This window comes from Mesorhizobium metallidurans STM 2683 (assembly GCF_000350085.1).
Taxonomy (GTDB): domain Bacteria; phylum Pseudomonadota; class Alphaproteobacteria; order Rhizobiales; family Rhizobiaceae; genus Mesorhizobium; species Mesorhizobium metallidurans.
On record NZ_CAUM01000191.1, the window covers coordinates 53,927 to 72,994 of the forward strand.

A 19,068-nucleotide genomic window follows, 5' to 3' on the forward strand; every position below is an offset into this window, starting at 1 on the left:
GAAAATCACTCGGCTTTTCGATCCTAGCGTATAACGTGCCGGATAAATGTCTGCGCAGGGCGGATGCGGCGCCCGTATCGAGACACCTGAGGATGTCGCGGGCGTGGTGGGCTTTCTGGCCACGCCCGAGGCCAGCTTCATGACTGCCATCGCGCTCACCGTCAGCGGTGGCGCGTGGATGGAATGACCGGCCGCGCGCTCCGCCCGGCGATAGCGACACAGTAGGGCACGAGCCCCAATATTCATGGGTGTCGGACTCGGCGACTATTGCGTCGCCGACTATGGCGAGCCCTTTTGACATGATGCGAGAAGCTCGTCTCGACGTCGCGGACAGACGGTCGCAATATCTCGCCGAAGGCACCTACCTAGCCCGACGGATCGAGCGAACGATACCTAGATTTACGGCAGCTGGGCGAGCAGACTAGCCTTGAAGTGTCGGTGCTAGTCCGACGGCGAACGAAGCCATCCATGGTTAGCGGTGCCCCAGGTAGAGGTCCGCGAAGCTCATGAAATGTCGCCTGCAGAGCTACGGCAGCGCACTGTGGACGGTAGGGCGTAGCAGACATTCGCCTGTTGTAGATGGAAGGTGGCGCAGGACGAGGACAGCGGCTGCCTGTTGTTCGAAACGCGGCAGGCATAGGAATCGAGATCGCTGTGCTGACGAGTGCCGTTGCTGCCGCCTCCGCCTCGAATGCTTCCAGCCCCGGCATGTAATCGACGATCTTCACAGCGACCTCAGGGGACGGCCAACAACCTCTTGCCCCAATCCGATTCCTTTGGGGGTCATCTATTACTCTGCCGCTTTTAGTGGCCAGAGATTCACGTCGGTTGTGTAGTTCTCGCGCATAAAGGCCATGAAATTCTCCTGGAATTGCCGAGTATGGGCATGGGCCAACTCGTCCGCCAATTCGACGTTCCCGGCCCTGACAGCTTCCAGCATCAGGTCATGCTCATCGGTGAGGAGATAGCCTTCGCCGGTCCGCTCCAAATACTCGAAATGGAGATGGAGCATGCGCTGGCCCTGGCACAGGAGACGCTCATAGAACGAGGCGAGATAGGGATTCTTTCCGGCGTGGGCGATCGCCACGTGGAACTGTTTGTTGGCCTCCGACATCTGGAGGTGATTGTTAGCCCTGACCGCGGCCTCGAAGTCCTTCTGGCGCCGCGCGATGATCTTCAAGTCGGCATCAGTGCGGAGCTTGGCCGCCAGTCGCGTGTTCATGCGCTGGGCGACATCGAGCGCCTCGACATACTTCGGGAAAGTCGTGAGCTCTATTGGTGCCACGATTGTGCTGCGGTTGGACAAAGTGACGACAAGCTCATCGCCTTGAAGCCGGATCAGCGCTTCGCGGATCGGTGAGCGCGACATATCGAAGCGCCCGGCCAGCGTCGTTTCGTCGAGCAATTCGCCGGGTTGCAACGTCAGCGCGAGAATCTCGTTGCGCAGCGTGTCGTATACGCTTTTCCAGCCGGAACCCTTGGCCCGCCTTGGCTCGTTTTCTTCTTCCATGTCGAAACCCCTGCAATCCTTCGCCTATGAGTTTGACCCAATCATATGCCCGAAAATCCGGGCTATGTCGACACGTTGTACTTTTCTGTTGACTTGTCGACACGATGACGACATACATCATTGTCGGCACGGTGCCGACATAAGGGCAAGATCGGCAGCAAGCCGACGAAGAGGAACGCGCCAAATCGGCGCCTCACAGAGGAGTTTCGAATGTTTTCCAAACTGCTTGCGCCCGCAATCGGGGCAATCTCCGCATTGGCCTTGCTGGCGGCCGTTCCGACAACGGCCAGGGCCCAGTCCGCCGGGGGTTATTGGCAGAAGGTTCAGAAGGCCGGTGTTCTTCGGTGCGGGGCTGCGGTCGCTCCGCCCTATGTCATGCGCGACCCGGCTTCGGGCGAGTATTCAGGCTTCTTCGCGGATCTGTGCCGCGAGTTCGCCGAGGTCCTGCAGGTGAAGCCTGAATTCGTCGACACGACCTGGGATAACATCGTCGCCGGCCTGCAGGCCGGCAAATGGGACATGTCGCTGGCGCTGAACCGCACGCCGGCCCGAGCCATGGCGGTGCAGTTCTCGATCCCGGCAATGGAGTATCAGATATCGCTCGCCTACAACAAGGAGAACCCCAAGATCCCGGGCGGCGCCGCGTCGGTAGCTGATGTCGATAAGCCGGATGTTACGCTTGCCGTCATGTCCGGCACCGCCCAAGACAAGGCGATCTCCGCCGTCGTCAAGCAGGCGCAGATACTGCGCCTTCCTGGCAATGACGAAACTCGGTTGGCGCTCACCTCGCGCCGCGCTGACATCCTGGTCGACGCCTCGGACACCAACGCCCTGTTCACGCAGGCGAATCCGGACTGGGCGGTAGCGCTGAACCCGGTCCCCGCTCTCGCAAAGCAGGGCGTCGCATTCGGTCTGCCGCTCGACCTGTCTGCCTCGGACGTCGAGGTCGTGAACATCTTCCTGGAGGAGAAGGTTGCAACGGGCCATGTGGATGACCTGATCCGCAAGGCCAACGACGAAGTCCTCAAGGGCACGAAATAGCCGGTCGGCACAGCAGGCCGCGCTTCGGCGCGGTCTGTTGAAAGGCGGAACCGAACAGGAGGAGATCTGTCATGATCGATCGGGCAACAGACCCGCTAGTCAGTGTCAGCGGGTTGCAGAAAGCCTATGGCGCGCTGCAAGTGCTCCAGGGCATCGACCTGACCATGAAGCCTGGCGAGAGACTGGTCGTCATCGGTCCGAGCGGCGGCGGCAAGAGCACGCTGCTGAGAGTTATGATGGGGCTTGAGAACATCAATGGCGGCTCCATCACGTTCGCAGGCAAGCCCTACATCCATGCCGGCGCTAAGCCGGCGAAGACTGCCATCGACTTTCAGGTGCGCCGGTCGATCGGCATGGTCTTTCAACATTATACGCTGTTCCCGCATCTGAACGTCCTGCAGAATCTGATCCTCGCCCCTTGTAAGGTGCGTGGCGAAAAGAAATCCGCCGCGACCGAGCGTGCAAACGCTCTGCTCACCCGCTTCGGACTGGGCCAGAAAGCGACAGCCTTTCCCTCCCAGCTCTCGGGCGGTCAGAAACAGCGCGTGGCGATTGCCCGTGCGTTGATGCTCGACCCCAAGCTCATGCTCTTCGACGAAGTTACTTCGGCGCTCGATCCGGAACTGGTCGGCGAGGTCGAGCAGGTCATCCTCCAACTCGCGCGGCAGGATATGCCGATGATGATCGTCACCCACGACATGTGGTTTGCGAAGAACATCGCATCGCGCGTGCTGTTCTGCGCCGGCGGCGTCATTGTCGAGGACGGTCCGCCCGAACAGGTTCTCGGCGCGCCCAAGGAGGAGCGGACCAAGGACTTCATCGATCGCGTCTTTCACATCCGGCAGTGAGGCGGGGCGATGAACTACAGTTTCGATTTCCAGTCGGTCACCCGCAACTTCGGGCCGCTGCTCGACGGCCTCGTCGTGACGCTGCAGTTGACCGCAGCAGCCAATCTGATCGGACTGACGCTCGGTTTCGTCGTGGCGCTCATGGTGATGAGCCGCTGGGCCGTCGTGCGGTGGCCAGCAACCATGTTCGTCGAGTTCTTCCGCTGCACGCCCGCGCTCGTTCAGATCGTCTGGTTCTTCTACTGCGTGCCGATGCTGTTCAACGTCTTTCTCGGTTCGGTGACGATGGGCATTCTCGCGCTCGGAATGAACCTCACAGCCTTCAACGCGGAGGCCTACCGCGCCTCGATCCAGGCCGTGCCGCGCGAGCAAATCGACGCGGGCATCGCGCTCGGCCTCAATCCGCTCCAGCGCATTCTCTACATCGTATTGCCGAACGCCTTCCGTGCATCGGTCCCGGTTCTGCTCACCAACGGCATCGGCATCTTCCAGCAGAGCGCGCTGGTCGCCATCGTGGCCGTCCAGGATCTCATGTACCAGGGCAAAACGCTGGCGACCCAGACCTACCGTCCTATCGAAACCTTCACGATTGTTGCGCTGATCTACTTCGCCGTCTCGTTCCCGGTCGGTCAGCTTGTCGGTTATCTCGAGCGCCGCCGCGCGGGCTTGGCAGGGTAGGAGAAGCGACAATGGCACTCGATTTCTCCGTTCTGCTGCGCTTCCAGGACGCGCTACTCAAGGGCCTGCTGACGACGCTCGAGCTGACGCTGATCTGCATCGTGCTTGGCTGCGCCATCGGCTTCTTCGTCGGTCTCGCCCGCACGTCGGATAATCGGATCCTGCGTGGTGTCTCCGGCTTCTATGTGGAGTTCTTCCGCGGCACGCCGGTGCTAATCCAGCTGTTCTGGATCTTCTTCTGCCTGCCACTCCTGCTCGGCACGGAGCTCTCCAATTTCACGTCCGCGGTGATCGCGCTGACCCTCTATATGGGCGCCATCACCAGCGAGACGTTCCGGGCATCGCTGCGCTCGATCGGTCGCGAACAGTACGACGCCTGCGTGGCGCTCGGCCTGCCGCGCTGGACGCAAACGACCAGTGTGGTGCTGCCGCAGGCGGTGTTGCGGGCCATTCCGACACTGCTATCGAACTGCATCAGCCTGTTCAAGGAAAGCGCCCTGGTTTCGGCGGTCGGCATGGCGGACCTGATGTTCGTCGGCTCGAACATCTCCAACAACACCGCCCGCCCCGTCGAGGTACTGACGGTCGTCGCACTCATCTATTTCGTGATCGCATTCCCTTTGACGCGCGCTGTCACCTTCATCGAGCAACGTATTCTGACCAAGCTGGCCGTCTGACGATCTGGCCTGACAAAATGGAGACGAAAATGAAACTTTCAGGCGTCATGCCCGCGCTCGTTACCCCGTTCGACGCGAACGGAAAGGTCGACTTCAAGGCTTTCGAGAAGCTGCTCACGCACTTGCGCGAAGCCGGTGTGACGGGATGGGTGCCGAACGGCTCTACCGGCGAATATTTTTCTCAGTCGACGGACGAGCGCCGTGAGGTGCTGCAGTTCGTGAAGGATTTCGCCAGGCCGGGCGAGACGCTGATCGCCGGCACCAATGCGCCGGCGACCCGCGAGGTCATCGAACAGATGGAGATGGCAAAAAAAGATCGGCTACGATACCGTCCTGCTCGCGCCGCCCTTCTACACGCGCCCGACGCAAGACGAGTTGATCCGGCACTATGAGACTGTCCTCGATGCGGTGGAAGTCAATCTGGTGCTCTACTCCTACCCGGCCAAGGATGGGTCGGACATCAGCTTCGAACTGATGGATCATTTCGCCGACAATCCGCGCGTCATCGGCATCAAGGAAAGTTCCGGCTCGCTCCAGCGCGCGATCGATATCGCCAGCCGTTACGAGGGCAAGATCCAGCTGATCTCGGGTTCGGACGACATCGCGCTCGATTTCATGTTCTGGGGCGCTGATTGCTGGATCTGCGGTCCGTCCAACTGCATGGCCAAGGCCTGCTGCGATCTCGACCGCGCCTACCGGTCCGGCGACCTCGATGCGGCGCGCGCGCAGATGAAGACGCTCTACCGGGCGATGAACATCCTAGAGAGCGGCAAGTTCGTCCAGAAGATCAAATATGGCTGCGAACTGCAGGGTCTGCCGCTCGGCCAATGCCGGGCGCCGCTTGGACCCCTGACTGAGGCCGAGAAGGCCGAGTTCAGGGCGGCGATGCAGCCGATCCTAAACTAGTTCGGCGCGGGAAAGCTGTCATGCCAGAGCGGCGAGCCCTGTCGCCCATCGTCGTCATCGGCGCCGGCATCGTCGGCGCGGCCATCGCATTCGAATTGCAGCGACGCGGTCGTGACACGCTTGTCATCGACCGAGATCCGCCGGGCAAGGGTGCATCGTTCGGCAACATGGCAAGCATCGCCGTGACCGAGTTCATGCCGGCTTCGCGGCCGGGCGTGTGGGCGCAGATGCCGAAATGGCTGCTCGACCCTGAGGGGCCGGTCCGTTTCCGGCCGTCCTACATGCCCAGGCTCTTGCCATGGTTCCTGCGATTCCTTGCGGCGAGCCGGCCATCGAAGGTCAAGGAACTCGAGGCAGCGGGTGCCGAACTTTGCGCGCGCGTCTACGATGATCTGCTTCCTATGCTGGACGCGATCGGCGCTTTAGACATGCTGACCCTTGAGGGCTGTCTCAGCCTCTATGCGGATGAGACCGAGTTCCGCGCCGATCGTGAGCACATCGAGGTGCTGGAGCGCTTCGGCATCGCGCATGAGGTGATCGGCGGCAACCTTCTGCGCGATCTCGAACCGGCGCTTGCGGCAAAAATCGGCAAGGCGGTGCTATTCCCGCAGAATCGCTCGATAACGGACCCTTATCGTCTTGTCCTCCTGCTGGTAGAGGCGTTCGAGCGGCTGGGCGGCAAGGTTGAGCGCGGCGAGGTCGCCGGCTTCGAGCGTGACGCCGACGGGCTCGCCGCCATCCGACTGATGGACGGGCGCCAACTTGCCGCGAGCGAGGCTATTCTGGCGGCCGGCGCCTGGACGAGACGGCTGTCGGCCGAGCTCGGGGAGCCGATGCCGCTCGAGACCGAGCGCGGCTATCATACGCAGATCATGGCGCCGGGCGTTTCCCTGAAGCATTCGCTGATCTGGCCGGCGCGCGCCTTCATGGTCACCCCGACCGCCGGCGGGTTGCGGGTCGGCGGCACAGTGGAAATGGCAGGTCTCGACGCGCCGCCGGACTACCGGCGGGCGAAGGTGCTGGTGAAACGGGCGAAGGAAGCCTTGCCCGATCTTCAGGCGGCCGAGACGAGCGAATGGATGGGGCATCGCCCGGCTTTGCCCGACACCGTGCCGGTCATCTCGCCCTCCGCGAAAACGAAGGGCGTCTACTACGCCACGGGGCACGGCCATCTGGGCCTGACCTACGCGGCGACGACCGCCCGGATCGTCGGCGACCTCGTCACCGGACAGCCGCCGCCGCTGGATATCAGGCCCTATCGAGTCGATCGGTTCTGAGCCTCGGGCCACCAGACAACATGGCGGCGCGAGCCGCTCGACGGGATTGGAGAAAGACATGCGCGACAAACTCTATATTGACGGCCAATGGCGGGCGCCGGCGGCAGGCGGCACGGTCGAAGTCATCAACCCGTCGACCGAGGAAGTGATCCATCGCATCGCGGCGGCGGGCGCGGAGGATGTCGACCTCGCGGTCAAGGCGGCGAGGCGAGCCTTCGATGACGGATCGTGGAGCAAGCTGACCGGGACCGAGCGCGCCAAGTACCTTCGCGCCATCGCCGCCGGCATTCGCGAGCGCCAGGCCGAGATCGCGCGGCTGGAGGTGGTCGACAACGGCAAGCCGTTCCCCGAAGCCGACTGGGATGTCGGCGACGCCGCGGGCTGCTTCGACTTCTATGCCGGCCTCGCCGAGGAACTCGACGCTCATCCCGAGGAAGCTATCGCGCTGCCCGATGCCCGTTTCACATCGAAGGCCGTCAAGGAGCCGGTCGGCGTCGCCGGCGCCATCATCCCCTGGAACTATCCGCTGCTGATGGCTGCCTGGAAGGTGGCGCCGGCGCTTGCCGCCGGCTGCACGGTGGTCCTCAAGCCGGCCGAGGTTACGTCTCTCACCGCGCTCGAACTGGCAGACATCGCCGACAAGGCGGGATTGCCGGCGGGCGTCCTGAACGTGCTGACGGGCCCGGGCTCGGTCGCCGGTCAAGCCATCATCGATCATCCGGACGTGGACAAGCTCGCCTTCACCGGCTCTACCGCGGTTGGTTCGAAGATCATGGCGACCGCGGCGCGCGACATCAAGCGCGTCAGCCTCGAACTCGGCGGCAAGTCGCCCTTCGTCGTCTTCGAGGACGCCGACATCGGCGAGGCGGTCGAATGGATCATGTTCGGCATTTTCTGGAATCAGGGCCAGGTCTGCTCAGCCACCTCGCGCGTCCTCGTTCAAGAGGGCATTTACGAAAGACTGCTCGAGCGTCTGGTCGAGGAAACCCGCAAGATCAGGATCGGCGACGGCTTGGCGGAAGGCACGCTGCTCGGGCCGCTGGTTTCGAAAAAGCAGTATGACTGCGTGCAGGCGGCGGTCCAGAAGGCGCGGACCGAAGGCGCCAAGGTGCTGACCGGCGGCGGCCGCGCGCCGGGCTTCGACAAGGGCTATTATTTCGAGCCGACCGTGATCGTGGACCCGCCGCTCGACGGCGAGACATGGAACGAGGAGATCTTCGGCCCCGTAGTCTGCGTGCGGCCATTCTCCACGGAAGAGGAGGTGGTTCGGCTGGCCAACCATTCGCGCTTCGGCCTGGCGGCGGCGGTGATGTCGAAGGACAATGCGCGCGCCGAGCGCGTCGCGGCCGCCTTCCGCGCCGGCATCGTCTGGATCAACTGCTCGCAGCCGACGTTCACGGAAGCGCCGTGGGGTGGCTACAAGCAGTCCGGCATTGGTCGTGAGCTTGGCCGCTGGGGTCTGGAAAACTACCTCGAAACCAAGCAGATCACGCGTTTTGCCTCCGACAAGCCGTGGGGCTGGTACATCAAGGACTAGACGGATGCGCTGGAAGAGGACGCTTCAGACGGTCGATGTGCACTGCGCCGGCGAGATCGGCCGCGTGATCACTGGCGGCACGCTCGACATTCCAGGCGCGACGATGGCCGCCAAGCTCAACCACATCAACACGGTCGACGACAGCCTGCGGCGACTCCTTTGTTCGGAGCCGCGCAGCGGCCCGGCAGGATCCTTCGTCCTGCTGACCCCGGCGACCCGACCCGGGGCCGATTTCGGCTTCATCGTTCTTCAGCCGGACCAGGCGCACGCCATGTCAGGCTCCAACGCCATGTGCGCCGTGACCGCCGTGCTCGAGACCGGCATGAAGGAGATGACGGAGCCGCAAACCGTTGTCACCCTCGATACGGCCGCTGGCCTCGTGCGCGCCGTCGCCGATTGCGCCGACGGCAAGGTCGTTCGCGTCAGTCTCGATATGCCGCCCTCCTTCGTGGCGCGGAAAGATGCGGTGGTCGAAACGCCGCAATGGGGACCGGTCCGGTACGACCTGTGTTTCGGGGGTGTCTTTTATGCCCTCGTCGACCCGGAACAGCTTGGGCTGACAATCGCGCCGCAGAATGCACGGAGGCTTGGCGCTGATGGCGTCGCCCTGCGCGACCTAGTCGCGCGCGACGTCACCATCGCGCATCCCGAAACACCGGAGATCAACGGCATCGCTTATGTGATGTTCCGTTCGGAGGAGGCCGATGGCGCGGTGCGCACCTGCACGACGCTGCCGCCGGGGCGCGTCGACCGCTCGCCCTGCGGCACAGGCTCGAACGCCAACATGGCGGTGCGCTTCTCCGACGGCCGCGTAAAGCCCGGCGACACGGTCGTGTCACGCTCGCCCATCGGGGGAGAATTCACGACGCTGTTCCTCGAAGAAGCGCGCGTCGGTCCCTATCCGGCCACGCGCAACCGCGTTTCCGGCCAATGTTGGATCTACGGCATCGCGCAGATCGGGCTCGATCCCGACGATCCGTTTCCAACCGGCTTCATCCTTTCAGACACCTGGGGCGGCGGCGCCTGACATCCGAGGGATTCTATCATGACCATCACTGCCCCGAATGATCTCAGCGCCTTCTGGATGCCGTTCACGGCAAACCGGCAGTTCAAGAAAAACCCGCGTATGTTCGTGGCCGCGGATGGCATGTACTACACCACCTCGGATGGCCGCCAGGTGCTGGATGGAACGGCCGGCCTGTGGTGCTGCAACGCCTTGAGCACAAGGGGTAACGACGATCCGTGAACCAGGTGCTTTAAGTGACCATCGAAGACGAGGAAACGTTGCGCATTGTCCGTTATGCGCTTCCGAAGGACTCGATATTCAAGGTGTATGGGAAGCTCTTCACAATTGTGTTGTTTTATGTCAATGGGTTAGTTCCATTAGTTACATAGATAGATTATGCCATTCTCATCAATGGAGTAGTAATCTCCTGATTACCTAAGGTGGTTGACGGCGCATCCTGCAAGTCTTGTCGGTTGTAACTGGGTGACAATCACTGTCTAAACGGCATGAGACTCTGAATTCTTCTGAATCGCCGCGCGAAAGTCGCCAAAGAGAGACGCAGTTGTGGGTGCAATGGCTCGATGCCGCTCGTGAAGGAGCCACCGGACCAAATGCTGACCCTCCCACTTCTTGCCGCTCGCCCCGTCGGCGGTTCGAAGAAAAAAGTCGCATAAATGGCAAGACTGGAATTCGTGCAATAATTCAATCTGTTCGCTTGAGGTCGCCGGCGAGTTCCGTTGCGGCCGAGATTACCCGTAGCATCTGGGCATCCGGCGCTGCAGTCGCTCCGATAGATCGCCCCCAGACAGGCTCCCGGGTTCTAAGGATCGATCGCGATCCCGAGAATGTTCGACATTCGGGCGGTGTTTTGCAACTCCCTGTCAACGCGAAATGGCCTTACCCGGCACATAGCCAAGAACCTTGCTCAAGGGCGACCTATACCCGAACGCCAACACCCCTATCTTGAGATTTTCCTGTCGAGCCGCGGTCGAACACTCGTATAATTGTGACCGGAGACTTCCCCATGCCATTTCGATTCGTTCACACCGCCGACATTCATCTCGACTCGCCACTGCGCTCGCTGGCCCTACGAAACGGCGACCTTGCCGAACTCGTCGGAGACGCCAGTCGCCAAGCGTTTGTCTCGATCGTCGATCTCTGCCTTGCGGAACGTGTCGATGCGCTGGTCATTGCCGGCGATCTCTACGACGGCGATCAGACGTCGATGAAAACCGCCCGCTTCCTGGCGTCGCAGATGACACGGCTGCACCAGGCCGGCATCAGGGTCTTCAAGATCCGTGGCAATCATGACGCGCTATCGCGCATATCGAAGCAGCTGGTGTTCCCGGAGACGGTCACGATATTCGGTGGCCGTTCGCAGTCCGTGCTGCAGACAGCCGGCGGGCTTGACGTCATGTTCCATGGCTTGAGCTTTGCCAGCCCCAAGGCGCCGGACAGCCTGCTCCCCAAATATTCAGCTGCGCGTGAAGGCGCGGTCAATGTCGGCATCATGCATACCAGCCTGGCCGGATCGCCCGGCCACGACGTCTACGCGCCCTGCAGCGTCGCTGACCTGCACAGCCATGGCTTCGACTACTGGGCGCTTGGGCACATCCATGTCCGCCAAGTCCATCCCGGGGCGAGCATCGTGGTGATGCCGGGCATTCCGCAGGGCAGGGATATCAACGAGGCCGCGGAAAAATCCGTTACCCTGGTAACGATCAGAGACGACCGCACCGTCGAGATCGAGGAGAGGCTGACCAGCATCGCGCAATTCGAGCGGGTGAACGTCGACCTTACCGAAACGGTGGAGTGGTCCGAAGTCGTCGGACGAGTCCGCTCCGCGCTCGAAGATGTGCGCGCCTCTGTCAGGTCACGCCATGCCGTGGTTCGCCTCAGCCTGACCGGGGCGTCACCGCTATCCTGGGCGCTGATCCGCGACCGCGACCTGCTGCTCGCAGAAGCCGAGCAGGTCGCGGAGCACACGGGAGACACCTGGGTGGAGATGCTCGAGCTGAACGTCTCTCCACCCGCGGCAGAAACATCCGAGGGAGCCGCCGATCCGATTTTCGAACTCGCTCAGTCCATGCGCGCCGATGCCGGCTCGGAAGCCTTTCGCGCCGAGGCGAGGGCGCTTGTCCAGAAAATGATCGCGGACCTTCCGCCTGACGGGCGCGATTTCGCCGGCAAGGACGAGGCTGAGCTGGAGTTGTTCCTCGATAGGGCGCTTGCCAACGGCGCCGACCTGGTCACCGCCCGCCTCAAGGCCGGTGGATCACAATGAGGCTGCGCCGCCTTGATCTCATCCGATATGGCAAGTTCACCGATGCGACGATCGACTTCGGGCCAAAGCCCGAATCCGGATCCGACCTGCATATCGTCTTCGGCCTGAACGAGGCCGGCAAGTCGACCGCACTTTCGGGCTATCTCGACCTGCTGTTCGGCATCGAGGAGCGCAGCCGCTACAATTTCCTGCACGAGTACAGCGCCATGCGCATCGGCGGGGTGCTCGAACTCGGCGGCGCGGAGCAAATTTTCACACGCACCAAACAGCGCTCCAACTCATTGTTGAACGCGGCTGGCCAACCGGTCAGCGAGATGGCGATATCGGCCCATCTCGCCGGCCTATCTCGCGACGCATACGAGACCATGTTCTCGTTGGACGACGAAACGCTGGAAGCAGGTGGAAAAGCAATCCTGGAATCGCGCGGCGACCTCGGCAAGCTGCTGTTCACGGCCAGCGCCGGCCTCGGGCACGCAAGCGATACATTGAGCCTGCTCGAGGCCGAGGCGGACAGGCTGTATCGCAAGCAGGCCCACGGAACCGAGCTTGCACTGCTCAAGAAGCGGCTTGCGGAACTGAAGTCCGCGAGGGAGGCGATCGACACCTTGGCGTCGACATTCGAGACCCTCGAAACCGAACGGCTGGACGCGACCGAAAAATACGATCGCAGCATCGCCGAGCGCTCGGTGCTGTCGGCCAGGCTCGACACGATCGCGAAGTATCTTCGCGCGATCCCGATTCTTGCCGATATCCGGCGCAAGCAGGCCCAATTGGCCGAGTTGCCAGAGATCGCGTCCCCGCCAAGGACATTGACCGGCAGCGTCGCCGACATGATCGAGACTGACGCCAGCCTAAGAACACGGCTGTCGGCGAGCGAGGACGAGCTCGAGCGGGTGACGACGAAAATCGCTGCGGTCGATGCCGACGAGACGATCCTTGCGATTTCCGAACGGGTTCGCGGCCTGGCCGACCGCAAGGTGCGCCACGTCTCGGCCGGCCTGGACCTCCCAAGCCGCAGGACGGAGCTGCAAATCCTCGACAATGCCGTGGCGACCTGCCTTGCCGCACTGGGAAGGTCCTCCGAGCCAGATCCTGCCAAGCTGCTTTTGCCTGCTGCAACCATCGGTGCTGTGCGCACCATGGTCGAGCAGCGATCCGGGATTGTTACCAGCGTGCGCGTTGCGCGCGAGGAGGCCACGGCAGCCGCTGACGTGCTCCAGGCGGCACGCGACCGGGTCGGCGAAGAACGGGCCGTGCCAGAGCCTGCCAGGGCAAGGCTGGTTTCGGCTTTGTCTAGGGCCAAGGCCAGCGGGTACATGAGGGAGATCAAGGCGGCACGCGAGACTGCGGATGCCGGTGAAATTCGATGGCAGGCCGCGATCGCGCGTTTGCACCCCTGGTCGGGTGACGCTCAGGCACTGGCCAGGGTCGCCATTCCGAATGCTGCGCAGCTTGGCGCATGGAAAGCGCTGGCAGCAGAGCTGGGGAAGGGCAGGGGCGTCCTTTCCGATCGTCTTGCCGAGCACCAGGGCAATCACGACTTGCTTTCGTCGCGACTGGAAGCCCTTCGCGCCTCTGTCGACGTCACTGACGATGATGCGGCCGACGTCATTCGGCGTGCCCGCGACGATGCCTGGGCAAGGCATCGCAATGACCTGACTGGGGAAACGGCCGATGATTTCGCGGCAGCACTGGCCCGAGACGACAATGTGGGCGCAGGCCGTTTGGCCAACGCGCGGGAACTGGTCGAGATTCGCAGCACAAACCGCAACCTCGCAGAAACCGCGGCCACCATCGCGCATGCGCGTGATCAACTTGCACGCAACGGCGCAGATCGGGAGGCCGCGCTCCTGGAAATACGCACGGCCGCCAGAGAGCTGCTCGGACAGCGCGAGGAAACATCCCCCGAACCGCTGATCGAACTGATCGAGGATCGCATCGATGCCCGCATCGATGCGCTCGCGGCCTTGGAGGAGATCGAGCTTTCGCGCAAGAAGGCCGAGCGGGCAGTTGATGAGGAAGGCCGAATACGCCTTGAGTTGAGCGGCGCGCTGGCGAGCGTCGGCGTCGGTTCGGATGCTGGTGACAGCCTGGAGACGGTCATGGCCGTGGCAGAGCTATTCCTTGAGAGACAATTCAAGGTGGACGCTGAGCGCACCGAAGCGCTCAAGACCGTTGGCACAAGGCAAGAGGATCTGGCCGCCAGGCGCCGCGCTGTCGAAGCCGCGGAGCGACGTGAGGATGAATGGCAGGCCGGTATTGCCGAATCGCTCAAGGGCACCTGGCTGGAGAGCGGCATCTCGGTGTCCGGCATGGGGGGCGTCCTTGACCAACTAGCTGAACTGTCCAAGGGCCTTCAGGACCGGGACGCCATGCAGCTTCGCATCGAGAAGATGGAGGCCGACAGGGACAATTTTCTGGTCGAGGTTTCCGCCGTTGCAGCCGAAGCGGGCGAGGCGGCCGACGACGAACCGGAACAGCTGGCGATCCGGCTTGCCGAGCGCCTGGAGCGCGCCGAGCGCACGCGCGAGGCCAAGGCAAGCCTCGTCAATGACCTGCAGCGCCTGCAGGATCAGCGTGAGATCCTCGATGCCGAGATTTCGGCGCATGAGCGCCGCAAGAACGAGGTTCTGAGCGTCTTTGGCGTGGCCACGCTGGCGGAGGTCGTGCAACGCGACGAACTGCTGCGCGACAGGGATCGCCTGCGCACAACCGTGGCCGAACTTGAGGAGCAGGTGTCATCCGAGCTCGCGGTGGAAGGGTTCGAGCAGGCGCGTTCGATGTTGGATGCTGTCGATCTCGATAGTCTCGCAATCGAGAAGGCTGAGGCCGAGCAACGGCTTCGCGCTTCCGACGAAGCGATACAGCACCAGCTTATTCGGCAGATGCGCGCGACCGACAAGCTGGACGCCATTGGCGGCGACAGCGCTGTTGCCCGCATAGATGCCGAACGGCGCACCGTCCTTCTGGAAATCGAGGAAAAGGCCGTCCGCCATATCGAGCTGAAACTGGGAATAATGTCCGCTGGCAATGCTCTGCGTCTCTACCGCGAGCGTCACCGCTCCGGGATGATGGAGCGCGCATCAGACGCATTCGCCCTCATGACGCGCGGCCAGTACTCGGGCCTGACAACTCAGCCGGTGAAGGGTGGGGAAGTGCTCATCGCGTTGCAGCGCGACGGGCAATCTAAGGTCGCCGATGCGCTGTCAAAAGGGGCACGTTTTCAACTCTACCTGGCGCTCAGGCTTGCCGGGTATTACGAGTTCGCACAGTTCCGACCCTCAGTTCCATTCATCGCCGATGACATCATGGAGACCTTCGACCATGTCCGGTCCGAAGAGGTTTTCCGGCTGTTTGGGGAGATGGCCAGTGCAGGACAGGTAATCTACCTGACCCACCACCAGCACTTGTGTGAGATCGCCAAGGCTGTAGTGCCGGGCGTAGCGGTTCATGAGCTCGGATGAGACTGGACAAATACCGTGCTGTTCGATTCCCCTTAGCTAGTCTAATCGACATTTCCAAGCGCCGGCTTTGGCGTCAGCTTTGCGCCCGAAGCCGGACCTAGAGGCCAGCTTTGCCTATTCCGAAAGCCGACGTTGCAGGCGACCGCTCGGGAGGTCGCCGTCGCGCCGCACGCGGTCATTTTCAACCTTGCGATTGAATGGCTACTTTGGCCGGTTTAACGGACGTGGGTAGCCGTCCGCCTGCTGGCTTCGATGGGCGTTGTACGCTAAATGCAATGCAATAGCGGTTGTACAAAAGGTGACACCGGCGCTGATAAAGAAGACAACGCTCAAACCTGCTCGATCGGCAGCCCATCCCAACGCCGGGCCTCCTAGAGCCATCGCGACATCCAGAAAGGCCGTGTAGATGCCCATCGCCAAGCCGCGGTTTTCCGGAGATGTGCCACCAACCGCCTCCACGCCAAGCCCGGGGTAGACCAGGGAGTAGCCTAGGCCCGCCAGCGCGGCTCCGAAGGAAGCAAGCACACTGCTTCGTGCCAACCCGATGAGCAGAAGCCCGGCTGACTGCACGAGCACGAACAGCAGGGCGATCTTTGCACCGCCGTATCTGTCAGGCAAATGACCGCAGACCATACGTGCTGCGATCAGCGCAGCTCCAAACGCCGTAAATCCAACCCAGACCGGTCGCCAATGATTGTCGGCATACAGAAGGGAGCTGAAGGCAAGGACTGAGCAGTAGCCGACGCTGGCGAGTGCCGCACCAAGTCCTGGCAGCCATACCGCGCCAAAAACCGCTCTCAAATCGGATTTTCTCTGCCGCAACTGTATCCGAGGGTTCGGCGCGCGCATGAGCGATCCCAGGACGAGCAACGGCAATAATGTGGTCAGCAGCCCTATCGCCGCAAAGCCGTAGGCTGTGAACAACATGGTTCCGAAAGGTCCGCTGAAGGCCAACGCCGCGAACATCGCAGTGCCGACCCATGCAATCACCTTTCCCGAATGCCCCGTATCCACGAGCGCCAGGCCCCAGGCCACGCCACCTGTGATGATGAAGCTCTCGGCACCGCCGAGCACCGCGCGTCCAATGACCAGGATCGAGACGGAGAGAACGGGCGAACGCGCGACGGCAACGGACAGGAGATAGAGCAGCCCGGCAGCCGCTGCCGTAACCAGGCCTACGAGAACGGCTCGTTTCCCTCCGTTCCCGTCCGCAAAGGAACCCGACCACACGCGTGAGACCAGGGATGCCGCGAACTGCGTTCCCGCAACTATGCCGACAACGACACTACCGAATCCCAGATTGTGGCTGACGTGCAGCGGAAGAACAGGCAACGCTGCGCCGATGACAACAAACCCGGCCAACACCGCCGCCATGGTTGGCAGCAGGGTAACCGCGACCGAACGCAATGGTGTTGACGATGTCGGCAGGTGTGTCATTCGTCGAAGCAATCTGATGACGTTAGTTGGCGGAGGCTTCAGTTCGGATCACCAGGGTTGGTTGGCGGGCCCGACCGTGAACTCGTTGATCGTGGTGTCTTCCGGTGCATCGATGGCGAACGCAGCGACGTCAACGATCCGGTCCGGCGAGATTCCGTATTTGTCATAGGTGTTCTGCATCGCGGCGGCCGTACCTTCGTCGCTGATCGTTTCAAGCAGCTCCGTGTTGATCGCGGCCGGATAGATGGTCGCGGTGCGAATGTTCGTCCCTTCCATGGCGGACTCCATACGCAGCACTTCCATGAAGTCGCGCACGAACCATTTCGTGCCTCCATGGGGTCGGAACAAGAGCAGTGCGAAATCGTACGCTAAGGTCGAACGGAGCAGGAACGTTATGCGGCACGCCGTAGCCCAGCCGGGAGGCGAAGCGACCTGAAGCCTTCCGGGAGATGTTGCTCGCTGTCCCAGGTGTAGATGCCCGTCAGGTTGATGTGCTCCCAACTCAGCGGCGAGATATGCTTCAACAGCGTATCTGGGATGTTCCTTCCCGCTCGTTTGAGCTCTGTGACCGCGCGGTCGAGATAGACAGTGTTCCAGTGGACGATCGCGCTGACGACAAGATTGAGGCCCGATGCGCGGAATGCCTGACTTTCGAACGACCGGTCGCGGAGTTCGCCACGCTCATGAAAGAAGACTGCGCGTTTGAGTTTGTGCGCTGCCTCGCCCTTGTTGAGGCCGGCTTGGCAGCGCCGGCGCAGTGTCGAGCTCGAGTACCATTCGATCATGAAAAGCGACCGCTCGATGCGGCCGAGTTCCCGAAGAGCCTTGGCCAGTTGGCTTTCCTTCGGTGATGCCGAGAGCTTCTTCAGGATCGTCGAGGGCACAACGGCACGGGTGGTGATCGATGCCGCCAGATGAAGCAGATCATCCCAGTGATCGAGGATCAGTGTGGTGTTGATCGGCGCCCCGATGTGGTTCGACAGCGCCGGGTATGCATCGCCTTTCTCGAAGGTGTGGAACTTCCGATCTTTGAGATTGCGCAGTCGCGGTGCGAACCGCTTGCCGATCAGAGCGAATAGCCCAAAGACGTGATCGCTCGCGCCGCCGGTGTCGGTGAAGTGCTCCTGTATCTCGAGGATTGTGTCCTGATCGAATAATCCGTCGAGCACAAACGCGGCCTCGCTTTCGGTCGGGCTGATGGGCAAGATGCTAAAGTAGCCGTACTGATCTGACAGATGGCTGTAGAACTTCGATCCGGGCTCACTGCCGTAATGTAGATTGATATCTCCGCGCTTTGCGGCGCGGTCGCTTGCTCGGAAGAATTGGCCATCAGATGACGACGTCGTGCCATTGCCCCAAAGGCGAGAATGCGGATGGCGGGTGTGTGCGTCCGTCACGCAGGCCTGGGCTGCTCGGTAGGTCTCCGACCGGGCGTGGAACGTGCGCATCCAACTGATCTGGTGAGCGCTGATGCCTTTGGACGCGCTGGCCATCCGTTTCGGACCAAGGTTGGTCGCATCGGCCAGTACGCCAGCCAGCATGGCCGAGACATTCCTCGGAGTGTCACCCGTGCGAACATGGGTGAAGCAATCCGCAAAGCCGGTCCATTCATGCACCTCCCTCAAGAGATCTGGCACCTCGACCAACGGATAGAGCTCGCTGATCTCGGCATTCAGGTCCTCGGCTGCTGCGGGAACTTCGCCAGCTGCCGGCGTGACGATAAGCGTTCCACCTTCGAGACGAACACCGTCGAGCTTCCCGGATCGTGCCCTGTGCGCCAGGCGCTTCAGGTTGAAGTCGAGCATCTGCCGCGCTTCGGTAAGCCACGCCGCACCGTCCTCTTGGACACCAAGTCCGAGGCGACCTTCATCTTTCAGGATTGTGAACGTTGACCGCGGCATCAGGTGCTCGTCGATCGGTCGGAAAGATCGGCTGCCGTCGACCCAAATGTCCGCGGATCTAAGGCGGTCTCGCAAAGCCGCGAGCGTAGCAATCTCATAGAGACGGCGATCGGGCTTCTCCTGCCCGAGGATTAGCCGTCGATCAGCTTGGCTGAGGTGGGTGACCGGGACGCGATCCGGAAGGCTCCGCCGCTTCTCGGCATAGAGCCGTTTCAGCAGCGAAATCGCCGCAAGAAGGGGATCATGGCGGCGCGCTGAGCGGAATGTGAACGCCTGCAGGAACGCACCGGCGTACTTGTTGACGGTCGCATATTGCTCGGCCGCCAAGGTCAAAGGCGACGCCTCGTTGTCCTCGACCATCGACTCAAGCTCAGGCTTCATCCGAAGCAACCGGTGCCATCCAACTTCCTGATCGAGAACCTCCAATGCGTTGCGGCCATAATCGTTCGCGGACTGCAGGGCTGTGATCGTGTCCAGGAACATGCGTAGCGCTTTGGCCGTC

The 19,068-nt window shown here is 62.0% G+C and carries 14 protein-coding genes and 2 pseudogenes; 12 read left to right on the top strand and 4 right to left on the bottom strand.

The window, feature by feature from the left end; translation table 11 throughout:
• Positions 1-46 precede the first annotated feature (46 nt).
• Positions 47-187 carry a hypothetical protein gene (locus tag MESS2_RS32635; RefSeq protein ID WP_157357917.1) on the top strand — a complete coding sequence of 47 codons (141 nt, stop codon included), beginning with the start codon at positions 47-49 and terminating at the stop codon, positions 185-187.
• Positions 188-790: 603 nt separating this feature from the next.
• Here MESS2_RS32635 and MESS2_RS30020 read toward each other — a convergent pair.
• The gene (locus tag MESS2_RS30020) at positions 791-1,510 is read right to left on the bottom strand and encodes a GntR family transcriptional regulator (RefSeq protein WP_008878478.1); all 720 of its coding nucleotides are present in this window, start codon (positions 1,508-1,510) and stop codon (positions 791-793) included.
• Positions 1,511-1,720: 210 nt separating this feature from the next.
• Here MESS2_RS30020 and MESS2_RS30025 point away from each other — a divergent pair, with 210 nt between their 5' ends.
• The 11 genes and pseudogenes from MESS2_RS30025 (at position 1,721) to MESS2_RS30075 (ending at position 15,228) form a co-directional block, all read left to right on the top strand.
• A complete protein-coding gene (locus MESS2_RS30025; RefSeq protein ID WP_008878479.1) occupies positions 1,721-2,551 on the top strand; it encodes a substrate-binding periplasmic protein in 831 nt (276 codons plus the stop codon).
• A gap of 71 nt (positions 2,552-2,622) precedes the next feature.
• Entirely contained in the window at positions 2,623-3,399 is a 777-nt protein-coding gene (locus MESS2_RS30030; protein WP_008878480.1) for an amino acid ABC transporter ATP-binding protein, read from the top strand.
• A 9-nt stretch (positions 3,400-3,408) separates the two neighbouring features.
• A complete protein-coding gene (locus tag MESS2_RS30035; RefSeq protein WP_008878481.1) occupies positions 3,409-4,077 on the top strand; it encodes an amino acid ABC transporter permease in 669 nt (222 codons plus the stop codon).
• An 11-nt stretch (positions 4,078-4,088) separates the two neighbouring features.
• Positions 4,089-4,754, top strand: a complete 666-nt coding sequence (locus tag MESS2_RS30040) for an amino acid ABC transporter permease (protein ID WP_008878482.1) — start codon at positions 4,089-4,091, stop codon at positions 4,752-4,754.
• Between the two features lie 29 nt (positions 4,755-4,783).
• Positions 4,784-5,660, top strand: a pseudogene (locus MESS2_RS30045) (dihydrodipicolinate synthase family protein).
• 20 nt (positions 5,661-5,680) lie between these two features.
• Positions 5,681-6,937 (top strand): NAD(P)/FAD-dependent oxidoreductase, encoded by a 1,257-nt coding sequence (locus MESS2_RS30050; protein WP_008878485.1) that lies wholly within the window; start codon positions 5,681-5,683, stop codon positions 6,935-6,937.
• A gap of 58 nt (positions 6,938-6,995) precedes the next feature.
• Positions 6,996-8,474, top strand: coding sequence for an aldehyde dehydrogenase family protein (locus MESS2_RS30055; RefSeq protein WP_008878486.1), 1,479 nt, complete (start codon positions 6,996-6,998; stop codon positions 8,472-8,474).
• A 4-nt stretch (positions 8,475-8,478) separates the two neighbouring features.
• Positions 8,479-9,501, top strand: coding sequence for a proline racemase family protein (locus tag MESS2_RS30060; protein WP_008878487.1), 1,023 nt, complete (start codon positions 8,479-8,481; stop codon positions 9,499-9,501).
• Positions 9,502-9,519: 18 nt separating this feature from the next.
• Positions 9,520-9,690, top strand: a pseudogene (locus tag MESS2_RS30065) (omega-aminotransferase AptA); the annotation flags it as partial.
• An 814-nt stretch (positions 9,691-10,504) separates the two neighbouring features.
• Positions 10,505-11,764 (top strand): metallophosphoesterase family protein, encoded by a 1,260-nt coding sequence (locus MESS2_RS30070; RefSeq protein ID WP_008878491.1) that lies wholly within the window; start codon positions 10,505-10,507, stop codon positions 11,762-11,764.
• Positions 11,761-15,228 carry an ATP-binding protein gene (locus MESS2_RS30075; protein ID WP_008878492.1) on the top strand — a complete coding sequence of 1,156 codons (3,468 nt, stop codon included), beginning with the start codon at positions 11,761-11,763 and terminating at the stop codon, positions 15,226-15,228. The genes MESS2_RS30070 and MESS2_RS30075 overlap by 4 nt, the downstream gene beginning before the upstream one ends.
• Positions 15,229-15,429: 201 nt before the next feature.
• Here the strand turns inward: MESS2_RS30075 and MESS2_RS30080 are convergent, their stop codons facing one another.
• The 3 genes from MESS2_RS30080 to MESS2_RS30090 all read right to left on the bottom strand — a co-directional run.
• Entirely contained in the window at positions 15,430-16,665 is a 1,236-nt protein-coding gene (locus MESS2_RS30080; RefSeq protein ID WP_008878493.1) for an arabinose transporter, read from the bottom strand.
• Positions 16,666-16,713: 48 nt separating this feature from the next.
• Positions 16,714-16,980, bottom strand: coding sequence for an SDR family oxidoreductase (locus MESS2_RS30085; RefSeq protein WP_008878494.1), 267 nt, complete (start codon positions 16,978-16,980; stop codon positions 16,714-16,716).
• A gap of 77 nt (positions 16,981-17,057) precedes the next feature.
• A partial coding sequence (locus MESS2_RS30090; protein WP_040594473.1) for a Tn3 family transposase occupies positions 17,058-19,068 on the bottom strand: 2,011 nt, incomplete at its 5' end.

Excerpts from the sequence above, each read along its gene's own strand:
- MESS2_RS32635 (WP_157357917.1), top strand. The coding sequence starts at position 47 with ATGTCTGCGCAGGGCGGATGCGGCGCCCGTATCGAGACACCTGAGGAT.
- MESS2_RS30020 (WP_008878478.1), bottom strand. The coding sequence starts at position 1,510 with ATGGAAGAAGAAAACGAGCCAAGGCGGGCCAAGGGTTCCGGCTGGAAA.
- MESS2_RS30025 (WP_008878479.1), top strand. The coding sequence starts at position 1,721 with ATGTTTTCCAAACTGCTTGCGCCCGCAATCGGGGCAATCTCCGCATTG.
- MESS2_RS30030 (WP_008878480.1), top strand. The coding sequence starts at position 2,623 with ATGATCGATCGGGCAACAGACCCGCTAGTCAGTGTCAGCGGGTTGCAG.
- MESS2_RS30035 (WP_008878481.1), top strand. The coding sequence starts at position 3,409 with ATGAACTACAGTTTCGATTTCCAGTCGGTCACCCGCAACTTCGGGCCG.
- MESS2_RS30040 (WP_008878482.1), top strand. The coding sequence starts at position 4,089 with ATGGCACTCGATTTCTCCGTTCTGCTGCGCTTCCAGGACGCGCTACTC.
- MESS2_RS30050 (WP_008878485.1), top strand. The coding sequence starts at position 5,681 with ATGCCAGAGCGGCGAGCCCTGTCGCCCATCGTCGTCATCGGCGCCGGC.
- MESS2_RS30055 (WP_008878486.1), top strand. The coding sequence starts at position 6,996 with ATGCGCGACAAACTCTATATTGACGGCCAATGGCGGGCGCCGGCGGCA.
- MESS2_RS30060 (WP_008878487.1), top strand. The coding sequence starts at position 8,479 with ATGCGCTGGAAGAGGACGCTTCAGACGGTCGATGTGCACTGCGCCGGC.
- MESS2_RS30070 (WP_008878491.1), top strand. The coding sequence starts at position 10,505 with ATGCCATTTCGATTCGTTCACACCGCCGACATTCATCTCGACTCGCCA.
- MESS2_RS30075 (WP_008878492.1), top strand. The coding sequence starts at position 11,761 with ATGAGGCTGCGCCGCCTTGATCTCATCCGATATGGCAAGTTCACCGAT.
- MESS2_RS30080 (WP_008878493.1), bottom strand. The coding sequence starts at position 16,665 with ATGACACACCTGCCGACATCGTCAACACCATTGCGTTCGGTCGCGGTT.